13 protein-coding genes are annotated in these 15,460 nt (G+C 71.8%); 8 read left to right on the top strand and 5 right to left on the bottom strand.

The window, feature by feature from the left end; translation table 11 throughout:
* The first annotated feature begins 314 nt into the window (after positions 1-314).
* The 6 genes from ACFYW5_RS12180 to ACFYW5_RS12155 all read left to right on the top strand — a co-directional run bounded on the left by ACFYW5_RS12180 (position 315) and on the right by ACFYW5_RS12155 (position 8,354).
* Complete coding sequence (locus tag ACFYW5_RS12180) at positions 315-2,765, top strand: SulP family inorganic anion transporter (RefSeq protein ID WP_389416844.1); 2,451 nt, start codon at positions 315-317, stop codon at positions 2,763-2,765.
* A 216-nt stretch (positions 2,766-2,981) separates the two neighbouring features.
* The gene (gene acs / locus ACFYW5_RS12175) at positions 2,982-4,937 is read left to right on the top strand and encodes an acetate--CoA ligase (RefSeq protein ID WP_389416843.1); all 1,956 of its coding nucleotides are present in this window, start codon (positions 2,982-2,984) and stop codon (positions 4,935-4,937) included.
* A 186-nt stretch (positions 4,938-5,123) separates the two neighbouring features.
* Positions 5,124-6,554, top strand: coding sequence for a Na+/H+ antiporter NhaA (nhaA, locus tag ACFYW5_RS12170; protein WP_389416842.1), 1,431 nt, complete (start codon positions 5,124-5,126; stop codon positions 6,552-6,554).
* Between the two features lie 60 nt (positions 6,555-6,614).
* Positions 6,615-7,106 (top strand): phage holin family protein, encoded by a 492-nt coding sequence (locus ACFYW5_RS12165; protein ID WP_389416841.1) that lies wholly within the window; start codon positions 6,615-6,617, stop codon positions 7,104-7,106.
* A complete protein-coding gene (locus ACFYW5_RS12160) occupies positions 7,103-8,044 on the top strand; it encodes an alpha/beta fold hydrolase (RefSeq protein ID WP_389416840.1) in 942 nt (313 codons plus the stop codon). The genes ACFYW5_RS12165 and ACFYW5_RS12160 overlap by 4 nt, the downstream gene beginning before the upstream one ends.
* A 127-nt stretch (positions 8,045-8,171) precedes the next feature.
* The gene (locus ACFYW5_RS12155) at positions 8,172-8,354 is read left to right on the top strand and encodes a hypothetical protein (RefSeq protein WP_389416839.1); all 183 of its coding nucleotides are present in this window, start codon (positions 8,172-8,174) and stop codon (positions 8,352-8,354) included.
* A gap of 25 nt (positions 8,355-8,379) precedes the next feature.
* Here the strand turns inward: ACFYW5_RS12155 and ACFYW5_RS12150 are convergent, their stop codons facing one another.
* The 3 genes from ACFYW5_RS12150 to nth all read right to left on the bottom strand — a co-directional run bounded on the left by ACFYW5_RS12150 (position 8,380) and on the right by nth (position 11,418).
* Positions 8,380-9,579 carry a MarP family serine protease gene (locus tag ACFYW5_RS12150; RefSeq protein WP_389416838.1) on the bottom strand — a complete coding sequence of 400 codons (1,200 nt, stop codon included), beginning with the start codon at positions 9,577-9,579 and terminating at the stop codon, positions 8,380-8,382.
* 62 nt (positions 9,580-9,641) lie between these two features.
* Positions 9,642-10,337 (bottom strand): NUDIX hydrolase, encoded by a 696-nt coding sequence (locus ACFYW5_RS12145; protein WP_389416837.1) that lies wholly within the window; start codon positions 10,335-10,337, stop codon positions 9,642-9,644.
* 139 nt (positions 10,338-10,476) lie between these two features.
* Positions 10,477-11,418: an endonuclease III gene (gene nth, locus ACFYW5_RS12140; RefSeq protein WP_389416836.1), complete on the bottom strand. Its 942-nt coding sequence runs from the start codon at positions 11,416-11,418 to the stop codon at positions 10,477-10,479.
* A gap of 252 nt (positions 11,419-11,670) precedes the next feature.
* Here nth and ACFYW5_RS12135 point away from each other — a divergent pair, with 252 nt between their 5' ends.
* Both ACFYW5_RS12135 and ACFYW5_RS12130 read left to right on the top strand, forming a co-directional pair.
* Positions 11,671-12,345, top strand: coding sequence for a Crp/Fnr family transcriptional regulator (locus ACFYW5_RS12135; protein ID WP_030943409.1), 675 nt, complete (start codon positions 11,671-11,673; stop codon positions 12,343-12,345).
* Positions 12,346-12,500: 155 nt separating this feature from the next.
* On the top strand, positions 12,501-13,322 hold the full coding sequence (locus ACFYW5_RS12130; protein WP_389416835.1) for a nucleotidyltransferase domain-containing protein: 822 nt from the start codon (positions 12,501-12,503) through the stop codon (positions 13,320-13,322).
* Positions 13,323-13,336: 14 nt separating this feature from the next.
* Here the strand turns inward: ACFYW5_RS12130 and ACFYW5_RS12125 are convergent, their stop codons facing one another.
* Positions 13,337-14,167, bottom strand: a complete 831-nt coding sequence (locus ACFYW5_RS12125) for an MBL fold metallo-hydrolase (protein ID WP_389416834.1) — start codon at positions 14,165-14,167, stop codon at positions 13,337-13,339.
* Positions 14,164-15,045 (bottom strand): NUDIX hydrolase, encoded by an 882-nt coding sequence (locus ACFYW5_RS12120; protein WP_389416833.1) that lies wholly within the window; start codon positions 15,043-15,045, stop codon positions 14,164-14,166. The genes ACFYW5_RS12125 and ACFYW5_RS12120 overlap by 4 nt, the downstream gene beginning before the upstream one ends.
* Positions 15,046-15,460 lie beyond the last annotated feature (415 nt).

Genomic DNA, 15,460 nt, shown 5'->3' with positions numbered 1-15,460 from the left:
GGCCAACGCTGACTGGGCGTTTTCTGGTGATCTGCCGGGAAAATGCCGACAGCGCCGCCAAGGTCGCACGGGACCAAGAAGGAATTAGTACGACAAGCCGACCAATGGGCCACTTCACTCATTCCGGTGAGTTATTCGCCCATTTGCCCGGAAACTCTATGCTCGCCCTTTACTCTGCATTACGATCCGTTTACCGAGCGTTGATTCATCCCGCCGCTGCACGCCGTGACCCACGGCCGCGACCCGACCCCCCGCCGACCGGGCGGGGGACCACCAGATCCGCGACCGCGCTGCCCCGGAGGAGACGGGAATCCATGTCAGCCTGCGTCCCTACCCGCGCCACCGACCCCACTCGGACCGAGCGCACCCAGTCCCCCAGTACGCCGCCCACGCGCCCCCGCCGATTCCGGCTCGCCGGCGCCGATGTGTCCGCGTCGATCGCGGTCTTCCTGATCGCCCTGCCGCTGTCCCTGGGCATCGCCCTCGCCACCGGCGCGCCCCTCCAGGCCGGTCTCGTGGCCGCCGCCGTCGGCGGGCTGGTCGTCGGCCGGCTCGGCGGCTCCCCGCTTCAGGTCAGCGGCCCGGCCGCCGGTCTCACGGTGGTCACCGCCGACCTCATCCAGCGCTACGGCTGGCGCACCACCTGCGCCATCACCGTGCTCGCCGGACTCGCCCAACTCGGCCTCGGCTGCCTGCGCGTGGCGCGCACCGCACTCGCGGTCAGCCCCGCCATCGTGCACGGCATGCTCGCCGGCATCGGCGTCACCATCGCCGTCGCCCAGCTGCACATCGTCCTCGGCGGCACCCCGCAAAGCTCCGTCCCCGACAATCTGCGGGCCCTGCCCGCCCAGTTGGCGGATCTGCACCCGGCCGCCCTGTCGGTGAGCGCGCTCACCCTCGCGCTGCTGCTGCTCTGGCCGCGCCTACCCGGCCGGGCCGGCCGCCTGCTGCGCAAGATCCCGGCCGCGCTCGTCGCCGTCGCCGGAGCCACCGCGGCCGCCTCGCTCGCGGGGTTCCGGCTGCCCAAGGTGGACCTGCCGTCCTGGAGCAGCCACGCCCTCGCGGGACTCCCCGAGGGCCCGGTGCTCGGCGTCGTGGCGGCCGTGCTGACCACCACCCTCGTCTGCAGTGTGCAGTCGCTGCTCGGCGCGGTCGCCGCCGACAAGCTGGTGGCCGGGCGCCCCGGCCCGCCCGCCCCCGTCGGCCGTTCCGACCTCGACCGCGAACTGCTCGGCCAGGGCGCCGCCAACATCGTCTCCGGCGGCCTCGGCGGGCTGCCGGTGGCGGGAGTGGCGGTGCGGACGTCGGCGAATGTGCACGCGGGTGCCGTGAGCCGGAACTCCACGATGCTGCACGGCGTTCTCGTAGTAGTCGCCACCCTGCTGATGGTCCCGCTCCTGGAGCTCATCCCGCTCGCCTCGCTCGCCGCCCTGGTGATGGCCGTCGGCATCCAGATGGTGTCCCTGCACCACATCCGCACGGTGACCCGCCACCGCGAAGTGCTGGTCTATGCCGTCACCACCGCCGGCGTGGTCTTCTTCGGCGTCCTGGAGGGCGTGGCGCTGGGGATCGCCGTCGCCGTCGCCGTCTCCCTGCACCGCCTCGCCCGCACCCGGATCACCCACGACGAGCAGGACGGAGTCCATCACGTACACGTCCGGGGCCAGTTGACGTTCCTCGCGGTCCCGCGGCTCAGCCGGGCCCTGCATCTCGTACCCCACGGAGCGCCTGCCGTCGTGGAGTTGGACGGGTCCTTCATGGACCACGCGGCGTACGAGACGCTCCAGGACTGGCAGAACACGCACACCGCGCGGGGCGGCTCCGTCGAGCTGACCGGCCGCCGCGCGGGGCTCAAGATCTCCGAACCGGGGGTCCCCACCACCGTGCACAACGAACCCGGGTCGGCCGAGGCGGCCGCTTCCGCCGGCTGCCGGTGCCGCCCCTGGACGCCCTGGCGCAACCACCAGTGCGAGCAGCCCCACCTCGGGCCCGCTTCCGGCGCACGGCAGGACGGTCCCGGCGACGGCGACGGCGCCGGAGGCGGTACGCCGGGACCGGACCGCGGCCGCAGCGGGCATGAACTGGCGCGTGGTATCAGCGCGTTCCAGCGCCACACCGCACCCCTGGTGCGCGGGGAGCTGGCGCGGCTGGCGCGGGAGGGGCAGCGGCCCTCGCAGCTCTTCCTCACCTGTGCCGACTCACGTCTGGTCACCTCGATGATCACCTCCAGTGGTCCCGGGGACCTGTTCGTGGTGCGCAATGTGGGCAACCTCGTTCCGCCCCCGGCCGACGCCGCGAGAGACACCCGGCCCGGCGAGGAGTGGGGGGACGACTCGGTGGCGGCCGCGATCGAGTACGCGGTGGAGGTGCTGAAGGTGCGTTCCATCACCGTGTGCGGGCACTCCGGGTGCGGAGCCATGCAGGCGCTGCTCGCCGCCGAGCCGGAGGGCGCGGCGACCCCGCTCAAGCGGTGGCTGCGGCACGGGAGGCCGAGCCTGGAGCGCATGGCCGACGCCGGCCGGCCGTGGCCCCGGCTGGCGGGGCGGGCACCGGCGGACGCGGTCGAGCAGCTCAGCCTGACCAACGTGGTGCAGCAGTTGGAGCATCTGCGGGCCCATGAGTCGGTGGCCCGGGCCCTGCGCGAGGGGGCGGTGGAGCTGCACGGGATGTACTTCCACGTGGGTGAGGCGCAGGCGTACCTGCTCACCGGAGCGGACGAGGGCCAGGTCTTCGACCACGTACGGGCGGAGGAGGTGCCGGTCTGAGGGGCGGCCCGGGGTCCGGAGCGGGAAAAGCAGGCCAGAGGCTGAACTCCGCCTGGTCAGCGTCCGTGGGTACGGATGACAGCGAGTGCCGCACCACGGCCGTGGACACAGCCACACAGGTCTAAACCAATTTCCCGTCGGCCCTTGTCACCGGGCCCCCGGGTCTGATGAGCTGTGGCCTGGGACACAACGGACACCCTGGGAAAGGGAGATGTCGTGAGCAACGAAAGCCTGGCCAACCTCCTCAAGGAGGAGCGACGCTTCGCGCCGCCCGCTGACCTGGCCGCGAACGCCAACGTCACGGTGGAGGCGTACGAACAGGCCAAGGCTGACAGGCTCGGCTTCTGGGCCGCGCAGGCCCGCCGCCTGAGCTGGGCCAAGGAACCGACGGAGACGCTGGACTGGTCGAACCCGCCGTTCGCGAAGTGGTTCAAGGACGGCGAGCTCAACGTCGCCTACAACTGCGTGGACCGGCATGTGGAGGCCGGACACGGGGACCGGGTCGCCATCCACTTCGAGGGCGAGCCCGGCGACGGCCGCGCGATCACCTACGCGGAGCTGAAGGACGAGGTCTCCAAGGCGGCGAACGCGCTGCTGGAACTGGGTGTGCGGAAGGGCGACCGGGTCGCCGTCTACCTGCCGATGATCCCCGAGGCTGCCGTCGCGATGCTCGCGTGTGCCCGGATCGGCGCCGCGCACTCGGTGGTCTTCGGCGGCTTCTCCGCCGACGCGCTCGCCACCCGGATCCAGGACGCCGACGCCAAGGTCGTGATCACCTCCGATGGCGGTTACCGGCGGGGCAAGCCGTCCGCGCTGAAGCCGGCCGTGGACGAGGCCGTCACCAAGGCGGGCACCGTCGAGCATGTGCTCGTGGTGCAGCGCACCGGCCAGGAAGTCGCCTGGGACGCGGACCGGGACGTGTGGTGGCACGAGATCGTCGGGCGGCAGAGCGCCGAGCACACCCCGGAGGCCTTCGGGGCCGAGCACCCGCTGTTCATCCTCTACACCTCGGGGACCACGGGTAAGCCGAAGGGCATCCTGCACACCTCCGGCGGCTATCTCACCCAGGCCGCCTACACCCACCACGCCGTCTTCGACCTCAAGCCCGAGACGGACGTGTACTGGTGCACCGCCGACGTCGGCTGGGTCACCGGGCACTCCTACATCGTCTACGGGCCGCTCGCCAACGGCGCCACCCAGGTGATGTACGAGGGCACGCCGGACACCCCGCACCAGGGCCGGTTCTGGGAGATCGTGCAGAAGTACGGGGTGACGATCCTGTACACGGCCCCCACCGCCATCCGTACGTTCATGAAGTGGGGCGACGACATCCCCGCCAAGTTCGACCTCAGCAGCCTCCGGGTGCTGGGCTCGGTGGGTGAGCCGATCAACCCCGAGGCGTGGATCTGGTACCGCAAGCACATCGGCGGCGACCGCACCCCGATCGTGGACACCTGGTGGCAGACGGAGACCGGCGCGATGATGATCTCGCCGCTGCCCGGCGTCACCCAGACCAAGCCCGGCTCGGCCCAGACCCCGCTGCCCGGCATCTGCGCGACCGTCGTCGACGACGAGGCCCGCGAGGTGCCCGACGGCGGTGGCGGCTACCTGGTCCTGACCGAGCCGTGGCCGTCCATGCTGCGCACCATCTGGGGCGACGACCAGCGGTTCCTGGACACGTACTGGTCGCGCTTCGAGGGCAAGTACTTCGCCGGGGACGGCGCGAAGAAGGACGACGACGGCGACATCTGGCTGCTGGGCCGGGTGGACGACGTGATGCTGGTGTCCGGCCACAACATCTCCACCACCGAGGTCGAGTCCGCGCTCGTGTCGCATCCGTCGGTCGCCGAGGCGGCCGTCGTCGGCGCGGCGGACGAGACGACCGGGCAGGCCATCGTCGCCTTCGTGATCCTGCGCGGTACGGCCGCCGAGACCGAGGACCTGGTGGCGGAGCTGCGCAACCACGTCGGCGCCACCCTCGGGCCGATCGCCAAGCCGAAGCGGATCCTGCCGGTGGCCGAGCTGCCCAAGACCCGCTCCGGCAAGATCATGCGCCGCCTGCTGCGGGACATCGCCGAGAACCGCGAACTGGGAGACGTCACCACGCTCACCGACTCCACGGTCATGGACCTCATCCAGGCCAAGCTCCCGGCGGCACCGAGCGAGGACTGACCTCCGCGGCTCTGCGGACGCCCGGCGCCCCACCGCGCCGGGCGTTCCCCCGCGCCGGTCCGGCAGGGGTACCGGGCGTGCGGCCCCGCCGTACGTTAGATAAGCTAAACATCACGTAAGACCCTCAAGGTGCGCCGGGAAGTCTGGTCGGCAAGTGTTTGTGCTGCCCACTCACCGGAGGTTCCCGTGTCCGCGCCCCGCACCCCCCGCAAGGTCTTCGGCCGGCTGTCGCTGCCGGAGCGGACCTTCGTCACGGACGCGCTGCGCGCCGAGACCGTCGGCGGTGTGCTGCTGCTCGTCGCCGCCGTCGCCGCCCTGCTCTGGGCGAACATCCCCGCGCTGCGGGACAGCTACGACAGCGTCAGCCACTTCCACATCGGGCCCGCGGCCCTCGGCCTGGACCTGTCCATCGAGCACTGGGCCGCCGACGGGCTGCTCGCGATCTTCTTCTTCGTCGCCGGGATCGAGCTCAAGCGTGAGCTGGTGGCCGGTGAGCTGCGGGACCCCAAGGCCGCCGTACTGCCGGTGGTAGCCGCGCTGTGCGGCATGGCCGCGCCGGCGCTCGTCTACACCCTCACCGCTGTCGCCGGCGGCGGCTCCCTGAGCGGCTGGGCCGTACCCACCGCCACCGACATCGCCTTCGCGCTGGCCGTGCTCGCCGTCATCGGCACCTCACTGCCGAGCGCGCTGCGCGCCTTCCTGCTCACCCTGGCCGTCGTCGACGACCTCTTCGCGATCCTGATCATCGCGGTCTTCTTCACCGACCAGCTCGACTTCGCCGCGCTCGGCGGCGCCGTCCTCGGCCTGGTCGTCTTCTGGCTGCTGCTGCGCAAGGGCGTCCGCGGCTGGTACGTCTACCTGCCGCTCGCGTTCGTCATCTGGGCACTGATGTACAACAGCGGCGTCCACGCCACCATCGCCGGTGTCGCCATGGGCCTGATGCTGCGCTGCACTCGGCGCGAGGGCGAGAAGCACTCCCCCGGCGAGCACATCGAGCACCTGGTCCGGCCGCTCTCGGCGGGCCTGGCCGTGCCGCTGTTCGCGCTGTTCAGCGCTGGTGTCACCCTCTCCGGCGGGGCGCTCGGCGAGGTGTTCACCCAGCCCGAGACGCTGGGGGTGGTGCTCGGACTCGTGGTCGGCAAGGCGGTCGGCATCTTCGGCGGTACCTGGCTCACGGCCCGCTTCACCAAGGCGTCGCTCAGTGACGACCTGGCCTGGGCCGATGTGTTCGCCGTGGCGTCCCTGGCCGGGATCGGCTTCACCGTCTCGCTGCTCATCGGCGAACTCGCCTTCGAGGGCGACACCGCCCTGACCGACGAGGTCAAGGCGGCCGTTCTGCTGGGCTCCCTCATCGCGGCCACGCTGGCGTCGGTGCTGCTGAAGATGCGGAACCGCCGGTACCGCCAGCTGACCGAGGCCGAGGAGCGCGACGAGGACCTCTCCGGCATCCCCGACATCTACGAGGAGGACGACCCGGCGTACCACCTGCGGATGGCGGCCATCCACGACGCCAAGGCCGCCGAGCACCGCCGGCTCGCCGAAGTAAAGGCCGCCGAACAGGCACGGCTTGCCGAAGTGACGGGTGGGGCAGGCGAGGAGGACGACCGTCGGGCATGATCTGACGGGACGGTACAAAAGACGAGACCTCACCCACAGGGTCAGAACAGGGAGAACGCGATGAGCGCACCCGACGGCAGCCCGGTCGGCGCCGAACGCAGCATCGGCCAGCTGTTCGCCTCGGCGACGACCGACATGTCGGCGCTGGTGCACGACGAGATCGCGCTGGCCAAGGCCCAGCTCAAGCAGGACGTCAAGCGCGGGGCGACCAGCGGCGGCGCGTTCATGGTGGCGGGCGGGGTGCTGGTGTTCTCCCTGCCGATGCTCAACTTCGCACTGGCGTACGGCATTCACACCTGGAGCGACTGGAATCTCGCCATCTGCTTCCTGCTGTCCTTCGCCGCGAACGTCCTGATCGCCGTGGTCCTCGCGCTGATCGGGGTCCTGTTCGCGAAGAAGGCCAAGAAGAGCAAGGGCCCCCAGAAGGTCGCCGCCTCGATGAAGGAGTCCGCGGGCGTCCTGCAGAAGGCCAAGCCGCACCCGCGTCCGGCGCCGGCCCTGGAGGACCGGTCGCCCGCCGCCATCGAGGCTGTGGCACGCTCATCGTCATGACGGACCCGGCCCCCACCCCTTCGGCACAACCCGCCTCGGTCGTACGACTCGATGGTCCCTGGACCCATCGGGACGTGGCCGCCAATGGCGCGCGCTTCCATATCGCCGAGATGGGTGACGGGCCGCTGGTCCTGCTCCTGCACGGATTCCCGCAGTTCTGGTGGACCTGGCGGCACCAGTTGCCGGCGCTCGCCGATGCCGGGTTCCGGGCCGTCGCCATGGACCTGCGCGGCGTCGGCGGCAGCGACCGCACCCCGCGCGGCTACGACCCCGCCAACCTGGCGCTCGACATCACCGGCGTGATCCGCTCCCTGGGCGAGCCGGACGCCGCCCTCGTCGGCCACGACCTCGGCGGCTATCTGGCGTGGACGGCGGCCGTGATGCGCCCCAAGCTGGTGCGGCGGCTGGCGGTGGCGTCCATGCCGCATCCGCGGCGCTGGCGCTCGGCGATGCTCTCCGACGTCAAGCAGACGGCCGCGGGCTCCTACATCTGGGGGTTCCAGCGGCCCTGGATCCCGGAGCGCCGGCTCACCGCCGACGACGGGGCGCTGGTGGGCCGGCTCGTCCGGGACTGGTCCGGGCCGCGGCTGCCGGAGGACGACGCGGTGGACACGTACCGCCGCGCGATGTGCATCCCTTCCGCCGCGCACTGCTCGATCGAGCCGTACCGCTGGATGGTCCGCTCCCTGGCCCGTCCCGACGGCATCCAGTTCAACCGGCGGATGAAGCGCCCGGTCCGGGTGCCGACCCTTCATCTGCACGGTTCGCTCGACCCGGTGATGCGCACCCGCAGCGCGGCCGGATCCGGTGAGTACGTCGAAGCCCCCTACCGCTGGCGCCTGTTCGACGGACTCGGACACTTCCCGCAGGAAGAGGACCCGGTCGCTTTCTCTACCGAACTGATCAATTGGCTGAAGGATCCCGAACCGGATCGGTGACCGTTCCGACGCACCCGGTATCCGCATCTGAACACCTGTACTACGAACAGCCAATTGCCCGGCGCATAGGCCAATTGGGGGCCCTGGGAGCGGTTATCGACCTTGGGGCGGGGGCAGACGTCGGGGTATGGGCTGGACGCACGACTACAGTGACGTAGCACGCACTCGCCGCTCGGGCAACGCCCGGAGCCCCCGCCAAGGCGGTGCCGCCCCGCAGCTCGCGGGCACCGACCCCAGGGTGGGCATTCCGCGCATCCTGCGCCGCCGGGCCCGCTGGGTCTCGGTACGCCTGCGTCACCCCCGCGGCTGAACTCCTCGGGCGGGTTCCACCCGGCTCACAGCGCGCAGCTGTCGCTGTCCACCTGCTGGTTGGCGGTGCGGCCGGCGGCGATGTCGTCCTGGATCTCGTCCGCGGTGAGCGCGTAGCCGGTGTCGGCGTCGTCGAGTGACTTCGCGAAGACCACGCCGTACACCTTGCCGTCGGGCGTGAGCAGCGGGCCGCCGGAGTTGCCCTGGCGGACGATCGCGTACAGCGAGTAGACGTCGCGGTGCACGGTGCCGCGGTGGTAGATGTCCGGGCCGTTGGCCGGGAGACGGCCGCGGACCCGGGCCGCGCGCACGTCGTACGCGCCGTTCTCCGGGAAGCCGGCGATGATCGCGTCGTCGCCGCTGCGGGCGTCGGTGGAGGTGAACTTCAGCGCGGGCGCGTCCAGATCGGGTACGTCGAGTACGGCGATGTCGCGCTTCCAGTCGTACAGGACGACCCGCGCGTCGTACTTGCGGCCCTCCCCCCCTATCTGGACGGTGGGTTCGTCGACGCCGCCCACCACATGCGCGTTGGTCATCACCCGGCGGTCGGCGTAGACGAAGCCGGTGCCCTCCAGGACCTTGCCGCAACTGTCGGCGGTGCCCACGACCTTGACGATGGATCGCTTCGCGCGGGCGGCGACCTTGCTGTTCGCCAGGGCCGGGTCGGGGGGCTGGACATCGGTGATGGGCTCGTTCGAGAACGGGCTGAAGACCTGCGGGAAGCCGTTCTGCGCGAGGACCGAGGAGAAGTCCGCGAACCAGGTGTCGGCCTGCGCGGGCAGCGCCCGGGAGACCCCGAGCAACACCTTGGAGTTGCGGACCTCCTTGCCGAGCGTCGGCAGGGTGGTGCCGGCCAGCGCCGAGCCGATCAGCCAGGCCACCAGGAGCATCGCGACGACGTTGACCAGGGCGCCGCCGGTGGCGTCCAGGGCGCGGGCCGGGGACCAGGTGATGTACCGGCGCAGCTTGTTGCCCAGGTGGGTGGTCAGTGCCTGGCCGACGGAGGCGCAGACGATGACGACGATCACGGCGACGACGGCGGCGGTCGTGCTCACCTCTGAGTTGTCCGTCATGGCGTCCCAGATCACCGGGAGCAGATAGACGGCGACGAGACCGCCGCCGAGGAAACCGATCACCGACAGGATGCCGACGACGAAGCCCTGGCGGTAGCCGACGATCGCGAACCACACCGCGGCGACCAGCAGCAGGATGTCCAGCACGTTCACCGCTTCAAGCCTCGCCTCGTCACTTCACGCCCCCCGGATTGCGGAACACGGCGTCCACCCTGTCATGACCGCCAGTCCAGCGGGACCTGGTTCTCCCGGTCCCAGGGCAGCTCCCAGCCCGCGAAGTGCAGCAACCGGTCGATGATCCCGGCGGTGAACCCCCACACCAGGGCCGATTCGACCAGAAATGCCGGACCGCGGTGGCCGCTGGGGTGGACGGTGGTGACGCGGTTGGCGGGATCCGTGAGATCCGCCACGGGGACGGTGAAGACCCGGGCCGTCTCGTTCGGATCGACGACACCGACCGGAGTCGGCTCGCGCCACCAGCCCAGCACCGGGGTGACGACGAAGCCGCTGACCGGGATGTACAGCCGGGGCAGGACGCCGAAGAGCTGCACGCCGGACGGATCGAGCCCGGTCTCCTCCTCGGCCTCACGCAGAGCGGCTCGCAGCGGCCCGTCGGCCTTCGGGTCGCCGTCCTCGGGGTCGAGGGCACCGCCGGGGAAGGAGGGCTGGCCCGCGTGCGAGCGCAGCGAGCTCGCCCGCTCCATCAGCAGCAGTTCGGGGCCGCGCTCGCCCTCACCGAACAGGATCAGCACCGCGGACTGCCGCCCGGCGCCGTCCTCCGGCGGCAGGAACCGGCTCAGCTGCACCGGCTGGACCGTCTCCACGGCGCGCACCACCGGATCCAGCCAGCCGGGCAGGCCCTCCTTGCTGAGCGCCACCGGCCCGCCCTGTGTGTTGCTCGCGCGCGTCATCGCCACCCCCGTCGTTCTGCCGTGTCCAACGCCGGGCCCCGCCTGGATCGTTCCTGGGCCGGCCCCTGAGATCGCCCCTGAGAAGACCCCTGAGGCCGCTCCAGGGACGACCCCGGGCCTCGCTGCCGACGGCCGCCCGTCATCCGGTCCCCAGCGGCGGGGCCGCCCTGCCGCCCGCGTCCAGATAGGCCTGCGGGGGCTTCAGACGCTGGCCGGGGAAACCGCCCTTCTCGTACTTGAGCAGCTTCTGCGCCTTCTCCGGGTCAGTCTCGCCCTCGCCGTACGCGGGGCAGAGCGGGGCGATGGGGCAGGCGCCGCAGGCCGGTTTGCGGGCGTGGCAGATACGGCGGCCGTGCCAGATCACGTGGTGCGAGAGGTCGGTCCAGTCGCTCTTGGGGAACAGCGCGCCGATCTCCGCCTCGATCTTGTCGGCGTCGGTCTGCTCGGTCCACTGCCAGCGCCGTACCAGCCGCTGGAAATGGGTGTCCACGGTGATGCCGGGCCGCCCGAAGGCGTTGCCGAGCACCACGAAGGCGGTCTTGCGGCCGACGCCGGGCAGCTTGACGAGGTCCTCGAGCCGTCCCGGCACCTCGCCGCCGAACTCCTCCGACAGGGCCTTGGACAGCCCTATGACCGATCGGGTCTTGGCCCGGAAGAACCCGCACGGGCGCAGGATCTCCTCGACCTCCTCGGGGTTGGCCGCGGCCAGGTCCTCGGGGGTCGGGTACTTCGCGAACAGGGACGGGGTGGTCTGGTTGACCCGCAGGTCCGTGGTCTGGGCCGACAGGACCGTGGCGACCAGGAGCTGGAAGGGGTTCTCGAAGTCCAGCTCGGGATGGGCGTACGGGTAGACCTCGGCGAGTTCGCGGTTGATGCGGCGGGCCCGGCGGACCAGGGCGGTGCGCGACTCGGCCTTCGCGGGCTTCACGGCGGTCTGTTTGGCGGCAGCCTGCTTCACGGCGGTTTGTTTTACGGGCGCCGTCTTCTTCGCCACAGCCGGCGTACGCTTTGCCGCTTTTGCCGGTTTCCTTGCGCCACCGGGGTCTTGTTCGCCCACAGCGGAATCACGACGTACAACCACCCGCCCAGCCCCCTTGGCCTGTGCTCTCACCGGCGTTTTGGACACCCGGCCAGCCTAGAGCCCGACACTGACATCCGCCCCGAGCCCTGAAGATCGGCGCCCAATTGGACCCCTGCCGCTTACCCCGGGACACGTGTGCGGCATCCTTGTGACAGATCACACTGTTTGGACCGTCCGGCAAAACGGGGAACACGGTCCCCTGGTACCAAGGGGGAGCAAGATCCCCTGAGCAGGTCGACAAGGAGAGAACTCGTGGACGACGTTCTGCGGCGCAACCCGCTCTTCGCGGCGCTCGATGACGAGCAGTCCGCGGAGCTCCGCGCCTCCATGAGTGAGGTGACCCTCGCGCGCGGTGACTCCCTGTTCCACGAGGGCGACCCCGGTGACCGGCTCTACGTCGTCACCGAGGGCAAGGTCAAGCTCCACCGCACCTCCCCCGACGGCCGCGAGAACATGCTCGCCGTCGTCGGCCCCGGCGAGCTCATCGGCGAGCTGTCGCTGTTCGACCCGGGCCCGCGTACGGCGACCGCCACCGCGCTGACCGAGGTCAAGCTGCTCGGCCTCGGCCACGGCGACCTCCAGCCCTGGCTGAACGTCCGCCCCGAGGTGGCCACCGCGCTGCTGCGTGCCGTCGCCCGCCGGCTGCGGCGCACCAACGACGCGATGTCCGACCTCGTCTTCTCGGACGTCCCCGGCCGTGTCGCCCGCGCGCTGCTGGACCTCTCCCGCCGCTTCGGCGTGCAGTCCGAGGAGGGCATCCACGTCGTCCACGACCTCACGCAGGAGGAGCTGGCCCAGCTGGTCGGCGCGTCCCGCGAGACGGTCAACAAGGCCCTCGCCGACTTCGCCCAGCGCGGCTGGCTGCGCCTGGAGGCCCGCGCGGTGATCCTGCTGGACGTCGAGCGCCTGGCGAAGCGGTCGCGCTGACGCTCGGTCTCGGCCGCACGGCTGTTCAGTTCAGGGCTCGTCTCCTCGTGGGGCGGGCCCTGTGTCGTACTCCGGGCCTCGGGCCCGTGCCGGGCCGCGCCGCGCCGCGCCGAAAGTGAGCTGCCCGAGGTCCGCTCTCGGGGCAGAGTTGATCCATGGCTGAAACCGTGCAGCGCCCCGGACTCGACTCCCAGGGCTACGTCGCCCGCGAGGGGTCCCTCGGACGGATCGCGCACGACTTCCGGCCGGTCGTCGCCGCCGCGCGGGACGGGCTGCTCGACGTGTTCGGGGCGCGGATGCACAGTGCGTACCTCTACGGGTCGATTCCGCGCGGCACCGCGCGCGTGGGGCGCAGCGATCTCGACCTGCTGGTGGTGCTGCGCGCCGAGCCGACGGAGGCGGACCGCGAGGACGCGCGGATGCTCGGTGAGGGGCTCGACAAGGAGTTCCGGCGCATCGACGGGGTCGGCACGCTGCTGTACAGCCGGGCGCGGGTGCTGAGCGAGCCGGAGCGGTACGACATGGGCTGGTTCCTCGCCTGCCTGTGCACGCCGCTGCTGGGCGAGGATCTCGCCGAGTACCTGCCGCGCTACCGGCCAGACTCGCTGCTCGCCCGGGAGACCAACGGCGACCTCGCGCTCCTGCTGCCCCGCTGGCGCGAGCGGATCGCGGGCGCCGCCGACTCCGACCAGGCGCGCCGGCCCCTCGTACGGTTCATGTCCCGCCATCTCGTGCGCACCGGGTTCACACTGGTCATGCCGCGGTGGAACGGCTGGACCAGCGACCTGGGCGAGATGGCGGAGGCGTTCGGCGGGTACTACCCGCGGCGGGCGGCGCAGATGCGTGCGGCGGCCGTCCTCGGGTACGAGCCGACCGGCGATCCGGCGGTGCTGCGGTCGTACGTCGACGACCTGGGCCCCTGGCTGGCCGAGGAGTACGCGCGCGTGCACGGCGTGAAGACGCCACGCCCCGGCTGAACCGGCTGAACCGGTTAGATCAGGCCGTGCTCGCTCAGATAGTCCAGCTGCGCCCGCACCGACAGCTCCGCGGCCGGCCACAGCGAGCGGTCCACATCCGCGTAGACATGGCCCACGACCTCCGCGGGCGTTCGGTAGCCGTCCTCGACCGCCGTCTCGATCTGGGCGAGGCGGTGGGCGCGGTGAGCGAGGTAGTACTCGACGGCGCCCTGGGCGTCCTCCAGGACGGGCCCGTGGCCGGGGAGGACCGTGTGGACGCCGTCGTCGACCGTGAGCGAGCGCAGGCGGCGCAGGGAGTCCAGGTAGTCGCCGAGGCGGCCGTCGGGGTGTGCCACGACCGTCGTGCCGCGGCCCAGGACGGTGTCGCCGGTCAGGACCGCCCGGTCGGCCGGGAGATGGAAGCACAGGGAGTCGGCGGTGTGCCCGGGCGTCGGTACGACCCGCAGCTCCAGACCTCCGACCTGCACCACTTGACCGGCGCCGAGCCCTTCGTCGCCGAGCCGCAGCGCCGGGTCCAGGGCGCGGACCTTGGTGCCGGTCAGCTCGGCGAAGCGGGCGGCGCCCTCGGCGTGGTCGGGGTGACCGTGCGTCAGCAGGGTGAGGGCGACGCGCTTGCCGGCCCGTTCGGCGGTGTCGACGACGTTGCGCAGATGGCCTTCGTCGAGCGGGCCGGGGTCGATCACGACGGCGAGGTCGGAGTCGGGCTCGGAGAGGATCCAGGTGTTCGTGCCGTCCAGGGTCATCGCGGAGGCGTTGGGCGCGAGGACGTTCACCGCGCGCGCGGTGGCGGGGCCCGAGAGAACCCCGCCTCGCGGCCGGCCGGGAAGGGTGCGTGCGTCCGTCATGCGAGGGCTCCCCCGGTCGGTTCGGTCGGGATGTGCTTGGTGAACTCGTCGTGGCCCGGCCAGGACAGCACGATCTCGCCGTCCTCCAGGCGGGCACGCGCGATGACGGGCGTCATGTCCCGCGCGGGGGCGGTGGCGAGCGCCTCGGCGGCCGTGGCGCAGGGGGCCAGCTGGCGCAGGGTGGCGATGGTGGGCGGCATCATCAGCAACTCGCCCTTGTCGTACGACTCCGCGGCCTCCTGTGGCCGGATCCACACCGTGCGGTCGGCTTCCGTGGAGGCGTTGCGGGTGCGCTGGCCCTCCGGGAGGGCGGCGACGAAGAACCATGTGTCGTAGCGGCGGGACTCGAACTCCGGGGTGATCCAGCGGGTCCAGGCGCCGAGCAGGTCGGAGCGGAGGACCAGGCCCCGGCGGTCGAGGAACTCGGCGAAGGACAGGTCGCGGGCGACGAGGGCGGCACGGTCGGCCTCCCAGTCGGCGCCTGTGGTGTCGCCGACGACGGAGTCGGGGGTCGGGCCCGCGAGCAGGACGCCCGCTTCCTCGTACGTCTCGCGTACGGCCGCGCAGACGATCGCCTGGGCGCTGCTCTCGTCGACGCCGAGCCGTTGCGCCCACCACGCGCGCGTGGGGCCCGCCCAGCGGACGTGGTGGTCGTCGTCGCGGGGGTCGACGCCGCCGCCGGGGTACGCGTACGCGCCGCCGGCGAAGGCCATGGAGGCGCGTCTGCGGAGCATGTGGACGGCGGGGGTGCCGGTGGCGGTGTCCTTCAGGAGCATGACCGTGGCCGCGCGCTTGGGGGGCACGGGGGTGAGGGTGCCTTCCGCGAGCGCGCGGATGCGGTCGGGCCACTCCGGGGGGTACCACTGACCGTTCGCCATGTCCGGAGGCTATCTCGGGGCGCGCGGATGTTCGAGAGGTGCCTGGGGTGAGCGGCGGGGGGTTGCACCGGCCGGGTTTCGGTTGCCCGCGCGTAGGGGTGACGCGGGGTGGACGGCGGGCGCTGAGGAGTGCCGCGGCGTCGGAGTGACTGCCGGGTGGGTCACGGGCCTGGCGCTATGGGCTGCCGCGTGTGGAGGTGACCGCGGGGTGGGACGCGCGGCCCGGCGCTGACGGGGTGCCGCGTGTGGAGGTGACCGCCGGGTGGGACGCGCGGCCCGGCGCTGACGGGGTGCCGCTGCGCCCACCCGTGCCGCCCCAGCGGCACGACTGCCCGCAGCGGCGGCTGGTACGGCTGGCCGACGCGCGGCGGCGGGTACGGCAACCCGAGGTCCCGCAGGCGCGCAAGGCGTACAA

Origin of the sequence: Streptomyces sp. NPDC002779 (genome assembly GCF_042888685.1) — a bacterium.
In the GTDB taxonomy this organism is placed as follows: Bacteria; Actinomycetota; Actinomycetes; order Streptomycetales; family Streptomycetaceae; genus Streptomyces.
The sequence above is the reverse complement of the archived record's forward strand: the minus strand, read 5'-3'. Positions and strand labels throughout refer to the sequence as shown.

Coding starts and splice junctions, on each gene's coding strand:
- ACFYW5_RS12180 (WP_389416844.1), top strand. CDS start 315: ATGTCAGCCTGCGTCCCTACCCGCGCCACCGACCCCACTCGGACCGAG.
- ACFYW5_RS12130 (WP_389416835.1), top strand. CDS start 12,501: ATGGCTGAAACCGTGCAGCGCCCCGGACTCGACTCCCAGGGCTACGTC.
- ACFYW5_RS12120 (WP_389416833.1), bottom strand. CDS start 15,045: ATGGCGAACGGTCAGTGGTACCCCCCGGAGTGGCCCGACCGCATCCGC.
- ACFYW5_RS12160 (WP_389416840.1), top strand. CDS start 7,103: ATGACGGACCCGGCCCCCACCCCTTCGGCACAACCCGCCTCGGTCGTA.
- ACFYW5_RS12125 (WP_389416834.1), bottom strand. CDS start 14,167: ATGACGGACGCACGCACCCTTCCCGGCCGGCCGCGAGGCGGGGTTCTC.
- ACFYW5_RS12155 (WP_389416839.1), top strand. CDS start 8,172: ATGGGCTGGACGCACGACTACAGTGACGTAGCACGCACTCGCCGCTCG.
- ACFYW5_RS12145 (WP_389416837.1), bottom strand. CDS start 10,337: ATGACGCGCGCGAGCAACACACAGGGCGGGCCGGTGGCGCTCAGCAAG.
- ACFYW5_RS12165 (WP_389416841.1), top strand. CDS start 6,615: ATGAGCGCACCCGACGGCAGCCCGGTCGGCGCCGAACGCAGCATCGGC.